This window comes from Nocardioides dubius, from assembly GCF_039528155.1.
In the GTDB taxonomy this organism is placed as follows: Bacteria; Actinomycetota; Actinomycetes; order Propionibacteriales; family Nocardioidaceae; genus Nocardioides; species Nocardioides dubius.
In genome coordinates this window covers 302,010-303,468 of sequence record NZ_BAAALG010000002.1, presented here as the reverse complement: position 1 = coordinate 303,468, position 1,459 = coordinate 302,010, and the positions used below count along the sequence as shown (strand labels likewise).

Genomic DNA, 1,459 nt, shown 5'->3' with positions numbered 1-1,459 from the left:
GGCGCCGCCAGCGACAACGGCTGATGCCCGGCTTCTCGCCCACCCGGGAGGAGACGCAGGAGGACCAGCGTCTCTACACGAAGGCGCGGCTGGTCGAGGTCGCGTGCCTCGACTGCCTCGCCGTCGTCGGTGTGAAGAAGAACTCAGAACACCACACCAGCATCCAATGGACGGGACAGGCGCAGAACGACTGCCAGGAATTCGCCAGAATGGCCGCCGCCCCTCGTGGGCGAACGATTTTCGAACCATGCCCACGCCTGCAGGCCAGCATCGACGCTGCGGCCTGCGAAGGCAAGATTCCCATCGGAGCTGAAGATGGATACTGAGTCCTACGTCCTGCCGGTGCGCGAGGTCATCCGCGAGACCGCGGACGCCTGCTCCATCGCGTTCGACCTCACCGACGAGGCTGCCGGGAAGTTCGACTACAAGCCCGGACAGTTCCTCACCCTCGCGGTGCCGAGCGAGCAGACCGGCCTGGTCGCGCGCTGCTACTCGCTGAGCAGCTCGCCGGTCAGCGACCAGCCGCTCACGGTCACCGTGAAGCGGACCGTCGACGGCTACGCCTCGAACTGGCTGTGCGACAACCTCAAGGCCGGAGACACGCTGCGTGTGCTGCCGCCGTCCGGGATCTTCACGCCGGCCAGCCTGGACGTCGACCTGCTGCTCTTCGCCGGCGGCAGCGGCGTGACGCCGATCATCTCGATCGCGCGCACCGCGCTGGCCAACGGCACCGGCAAGATCGTGGTCTTCTACGCCAACCGCGACCAGGACTCGGTGATCTTCGCCGAGGAGTGGGCGCGGCTCTCCGCGGAGAACCCCGACCGGTTGATCGTCGTGCACTGGCTGGAGAGCGTGCAGGGCCTGCCCACGCAGGACCAGCTCAAGGCGTTCGCCGCGACGTTCTCGACCTACACCTCGTTCTGCTGCGGTCCGGCGCCGTTCATGAAGGCGGTCTCCACCGCGCTGCGTGAGCTGGAGTTCCCGCGCGAGCGCCGGCACCAGGAGAAGTTCGTCTCGCTGGGCGGCAACCCGTTCGGCGACGTCGAGGAGATCCGTGCGGCGGAGGCCGATCTGGCCGCCGCCGACGACGCGGACGAGCCTGCCGACGACGGCCCGAGCTTCGGCCCGGTCAAGGTCGAGGTCGAGCTGGACGGTGAGGACTGGACCTTCGAGGACTGGGACGGCAAGAAGCTGCTCCTCGACTTCCTGGAGGAGAAGGGCGTCCCGGCGCCGTTCTCGTGCCGCGAGGGCAACTGCTCCGCGTGTGCCTGCGTGGTGCTCGAGGGCGACCTGTCAATGAAGCACAACGAGGTCCTCGACAAGGCCGACCTGGACGACGGCATCCGCCTCACCTGCCAGGCCCAGGCCCAGAGCGAGACCCTGAAGATCTCCTTCAACGGCTAGCCCGAACCTGCGCTTGTTCACACCCGAACCTGCGCTTGTTCACACCCGAACCTGC

At 67.5% G+C, this 1,459-nt stretch carries 2 protein-coding genes; both read left to right on the top strand.

Annotation, left to right across the window (positions count from 1 at the left end):
• The coding region (locus ABD151_RS03270) for a hypothetical protein (protein WP_343991290.1) at positions 1–326 on the top strand (326 nt) is incomplete at its 5' end.
• Positions 316–1,404 (top strand): 2Fe-2S iron-sulfur cluster-binding protein, encoded by a 1,089-nt coding sequence (locus ABD151_RS03265; protein ID WP_343991289.1) that lies wholly within the window; start codon positions 316–318, stop codon positions 1,402–1,404. The genes ABD151_RS03270 and ABD151_RS03265, both read left to right, overlap by 11 nt.
• The last annotated feature ends 55 nt before the right edge of the window (positions 1,405–1,459 follow it).